5 protein-coding genes are annotated in these 4,033 nt (G+C 33.9%); 4 read left to right on the forward strand and 1 reads right to left on the reverse strand.

Annotated features, from left to right (window positions below; translation table 11 throughout):
- Window positions 1-246 precede the first annotated feature (246 nt).
- Window positions 247-402: a hypothetical protein gene (locus tag D2K40_RS16510; RefSeq protein ID WP_162879259.1), complete on the forward strand. Its 156-nt coding sequence runs from the start codon at window positions 247-249 to the stop codon at window positions 400-402.
- An 11-nt stretch (window positions 403-413) separates the two neighbouring features.
- Here the strand turns inward: D2K40_RS16510 and D2K40_RS16005 are convergent, their stop codons facing one another.
- Window positions 414-1,613: an HD-GYP domain-containing protein gene (locus D2K40_RS16005; RefSeq protein ID WP_117157336.1), complete on the reverse strand. Its 1,200-nt coding sequence runs from the start codon at window positions 1,611-1,613 to the stop codon at window positions 414-416.
- A gap of 146 nt (window positions 1,614-1,759) precedes the next feature.
- Here D2K40_RS16005 and D2K40_RS16010 point away from each other — a divergent pair, with 146 nt between their 5' ends.
- The 3 genes from D2K40_RS16010 to D2K40_RS16020 all read left to right on the forward strand — a co-directional run bounded on the left by D2K40_RS16010 (window position 1,760) and on the right by D2K40_RS16020 (window position 3,914).
- Window positions 1,760-2,368, forward strand: a complete 609-nt coding sequence (locus tag D2K40_RS16010; protein ID WP_117157337.1) for an N-acyl amino acid synthase FeeM domain-containing protein — start codon at window positions 1,760-1,762, stop codon at window positions 2,366-2,368.
- Window positions 2,368-3,123, forward strand: coding sequence for a ThiF family adenylyltransferase (locus D2K40_RS16015; RefSeq protein ID WP_240324913.1), 756 nt, complete (start codon window positions 2,368-2,370; stop codon window positions 3,121-3,123). Before D2K40_RS16010 ends, D2K40_RS16015 begins: the two co-directional genes overlap by 1 nt.
- A 95-nt stretch (window positions 3,124-3,218) precedes the next feature.
- Window positions 3,219-3,914: an HAD family hydrolase gene (locus D2K40_RS16020; protein ID WP_117157339.1), complete on the forward strand. Its 696-nt coding sequence runs from the start codon at window positions 3,219-3,221 to the stop codon at window positions 3,912-3,914.
- Window positions 3,915-4,033 lie beyond the last annotated feature (119 nt).

Below are 4,033 nucleotides of genomic sequence, written 5' to 3' on the forward strand. Positions count from 1 at the left end.
GGTTCTGTGATAGATGAACTTTTTAAAAAATGATTTTAAGAGTTTTAATTAAGGTCGGTCTTTTTTAGGTGCAAATGAGAGTTGACTTATTTACCATTATACGCTGTCACTTCCCGTTTTTTGTCGACTGAGGAGCCTTCATTAAGGCTCTGTTTTTTATTTAAATTATGGAGTCAAATGTGAAGATTATGAGATAATAATTGGTAACACTTTAAAACCATCATTTTAATTGTAGGGGGAAAAGTAATGAACAAAAAAGATGAGCAAAAGCGAATAGAAAAAGCCATAAGATCAGCTAGAGCATCAATGGAAGCAGAGGGGTATCAAGTAGAAGAGGAGTGGGTTGATCATATAAGAGAAAAAGCAGCCCGTCATTCCGATTCGACAAAAAACGGGAAGTGACAGGCACCACACTAAAATAAATCTGTTAATTTTTCAAATTCTTCAAATGGGTTATGTGAGCGTCGATAAATAATCGCAAATTCCCGTTTTGATGATTCGAATGCTTTAGCTAGACCAGGGTCAAATTGCGTACCCATATTCATTTCGATTCGTTGAAAAGCTTCTTCAATTGGAAGTGCTTCTCGGTATGATCTCGAAGAAGTCATTGCATCGAAAGCATCTGCAATACATAGTATTCGGGCAGAAAGTGGAATTTCTTTTCCCTTTGCACCTGTTGGATATCCGGTTCCATCCCACTTTTCGTGATGATAAAGGACACCGTCTTTCAACCCTTCTAATCCTTCTACTTTTTCAATCATTTGTGCTCCTAATGTAGTATGTGTTTTAATCTGTTCAAACTCTTCATCCGTCAATCCAGAAGGTTTTGTTAGAATATATTCAGGGATATTAATCTTTCCGATATCATGTATAAGACCACTTAAACGCAACCTTTTGAGTTTATTCTTTTGATTAAATTCGGGTATGTTTTTAGCTAATGTTTGCGCGTAATCACTTACTCTTTCACTGTGTCCAAATGTATATTGGTCTTTTGCTTCAACAGCTACAATAAAACTTTGCACTACTTGTTCTATTGTTGTTTCCATTGATTGAATTACCGTATTTACTTGTTTTTTATATAGTGAAAACAACATATTCAACAATAGGTAACTAAATGTTGCGACAATTATATATAGTAAGATTCGGTTAGAAAAATCAATTGCATCTACAATATAATGAGTTTGCTGAAAATAAATATTTAAAATTATTAAACAGATTAATCCTATTATTGAATAGATAATGGATAAATTTCTATCCCCATATAAACTCGTAATAATTGGCAAAAGTAAAAAGTAACTCCAGGATTCTGTAAACCCCGATCCAAAGAATAGACAAATAACGGTAAAAATAACAAATAATAGAACAATATGATTCATTGTGCTTGTGGGTAATTTTGACAAGTGTAATGTTAGATATACGACAAACCAAACCACTATGCAAGTAAGTAATAGTGAAAGATTGGCCCTTGAAAGCTGAAGATCAAAAAAATGAAAAATAAAGTTCCAAAAAATACTTAGTACAATGTAAATGAATCCAATTTGCATAATTCTTTTATTCAAATTATTATTATGACTTCTAAATAATTTTTGTAATAGTGTGTCTTTCTCACTCATGTTGTATACCGTCCTAATGTTAGAATTTATGATAGAATTCTAACATTAATTAGTCGAAATAACTAGAAGGTTAATAGAATTGCTTTCATTTTGTAGTTAACTGTCCTTTAATAGAAGTGTAGATAACTTTAAAGGAGGACGTTAAAATGAATAACATGAAAGATTACCATTTTGGAACTGTAGAAGGAATTTTGAGAGAAAAGGCTGTTAAGTTACATCATCAACGGTACTATGAGGTAGGATATTTTAAAGAGAATGATGTTGATCCGTATGAAGAATGTGCTACCTATTTTGTTGCACAATCTGTCAAGAGTAAAGAAATTGTTGGCGTTACTAGACTTATATATGAAGAATTGCATGAACTTCCAACAATGAAGAACTTTAATATTTATGACATAGAAAATTTAAAGTTATCAAAGCTAGACAAAAACAAGGTTGCAGAAGTTAGTGCATTTACAAAAATGAAGAAACATGATGTCGGATTAGCGATCATTAAGACAGTATTAAATTATTCGTTAGATCAAGAAATGACCCATTGGATCTGCTGCATTGATGAGAGGGTATACAATTATATGCACCGAATCTTTAAGTTTCCATTTGAGGTTATCGGTGAGCCTCAAGTGTATCTTGGATCAAAATCAATACCATGTTTATTAAATTTGTCTCAATGTTTAATCCAGCTCAAGGAAAAACGTCGGCCATTATATGATTACTTTGTTTCCAGTACAGAAAATAGTAAGGAGGTAGTAAAATAATGAAAGAACAATTTGTCCGTAATTTAGGTATTATGTCAGAAGAAGAAGTGCAAAAACTACAAGGTTCAACTATTGCGATAGCGGGGTGCGGTTGTATTGGTGGTTTCTCTGCTGAATTACTGACGCGAATGGGCATAGGGAAACTAAAGCTAGCCGATCCGGATGTATTTGATATATCTAATATAAATAGACAATGTGCATCTACATATGACACGGTTGGTAAATTAAAGGTAGATGCTCTTAAAGATCATTTACTTTTGATCAACCCAGACCTTGAAGTCGTGTGTTATCGTGATGGAGTAACGGAAGAGAACACAGAGAGTTTTGTAGAAGGAGCAGACTATGTAATTGATGCAATTGATTATTTTGCATTCCCTGAAGCGGTTGTTCTCCACCGTGCTGCTCGAGCAAATAACTTGTACATCACTACAGCAGTTGCACTTGGATTTGGTACTTCCGTCTTGAATTTCTCACCTACTGGAATGAAATTAGAAGAATATGTGGGGATTCCAGACGATGCAACGATTGATAGTTTAAGAGGACTAACATTTCCGGCAGAAAAGTACAGTAACAATCTTCCGGAATATGCAACAGAAGAAAAGGTTACAGAATGGATAAAAAGTGAAAGTATACCTACGATTAGTGTTGGACAAGCATTAGGACCAGGTGCACTTGTTTCTAAACTGGTGTTACATTTATTAGGTAGAAAAGAACCTTCTTTTGTACCAGATAGTTTTCAGCTACATTTTGAATAAGTTCAGTTCAATTCGCTCAATAAATTTGTCGTTCATAGACTTCACTCATATAGAAAAATGGTAAGAAACAGATTAGATTTAAGGAGGGTTTTAGAATGGATACAATAATTTTTGATGTTGATGATACGTTATATGATCAGGCGCTATCATTTCATAAGACTTTTAGAAAGATGTTTGATATTGAAATGACAGAAGAAGAACTAGACAAGCTATATAGAACTAGTCGGAAATATAGTGAGATCCTGTTTGATCAAAGTGAAGCTGGAGAGATATCTGAATCTGAGTGGCAGACAGGACGTATCACAAAGGCATGTGAGGATTTTGATATACCAATCGATGCTGAAAAGGCACTAACTTTTCACGAAGTCTATGTTGCTGAACAGCAAAACATTACGTTATTTGAAGAAGTAGAAGAACTATTAGATACTTTACACCAACAAGGTAAGCAACTAGCAATTCTTACAAACGGTGAGGAAAAACATCAGTCGAAGAAGATTAAGCAATTAGGTCTCAGCAGATGGATTCCTGTAGAGAATATTTTTATTTCCGGAAGTCTAGGTTACGCAAAACCGAAAAGAGAGATCTTTGAAATAATTGAAGAAAAACTTGATCTTGATAAGACAAAAACGGTATATATAGGTGACTCCTTTGAAAAAGATATTATAGGAGCAAAACAAGTAGGGTGGAAAGCCATCTGGATGAACCATCGCAAAAGATCTATACCCACAAATACTAACATTAAGCCAGACAAAGAAGTATATAATGCGAAAGAGCTTTTGCTGAGTGCCTAGTATAGTAAATAGGTTCAATTAAATATAAAAAGACCACCGTTTTCATAGTAAAATAGAAGTACCTATCACAGAACTTCCAATTTACTAAACCCAAACCAATAGGAGATGAAAACGATGGT

The organism is Paraliobacillus quinghaiensis (assembly GCF_003426025.1).
Lineage (GTDB): Bacteria > Bacillota > Bacilli > Bacillales > Amphibacillaceae > Paraliobacillus_A > Paraliobacillus_A quinghaiensis.

Bases quoted from the DNA above. Each gene is read 5' to 3' on its own strand.
- D2K40_RS16015 (WP_240324913.1), top strand. From the start codon at position 2,368: ATGAAAGAACAATTTGTCCGTAATTTAGGTATTATGTCAGAAGAAGAA.
- D2K40_RS16510 (WP_162879259.1), top strand. From the start codon at position 247: ATGAACAAAAAAGATGAGCAAAAGCGAATAGAAAAAGCCATAAGATCA.
- D2K40_RS16020 (WP_117157339.1), top strand. From the start codon at position 3,219: ATGGATACAATAATTTTTGATGTTGATGATACGTTATATGATCAGGCG.
- D2K40_RS16010 (WP_117157337.1), top strand. From the start codon at position 1,760: ATGAATAACATGAAAGATTACCATTTTGGAACTGTAGAAGGAATTTTG.
- D2K40_RS16005 (WP_117157336.1), bottom strand. From the start codon at position 1,613: ATGAGTGAGAAAGACACACTATTACAAAAATTATTTAGAAGTCATAAT.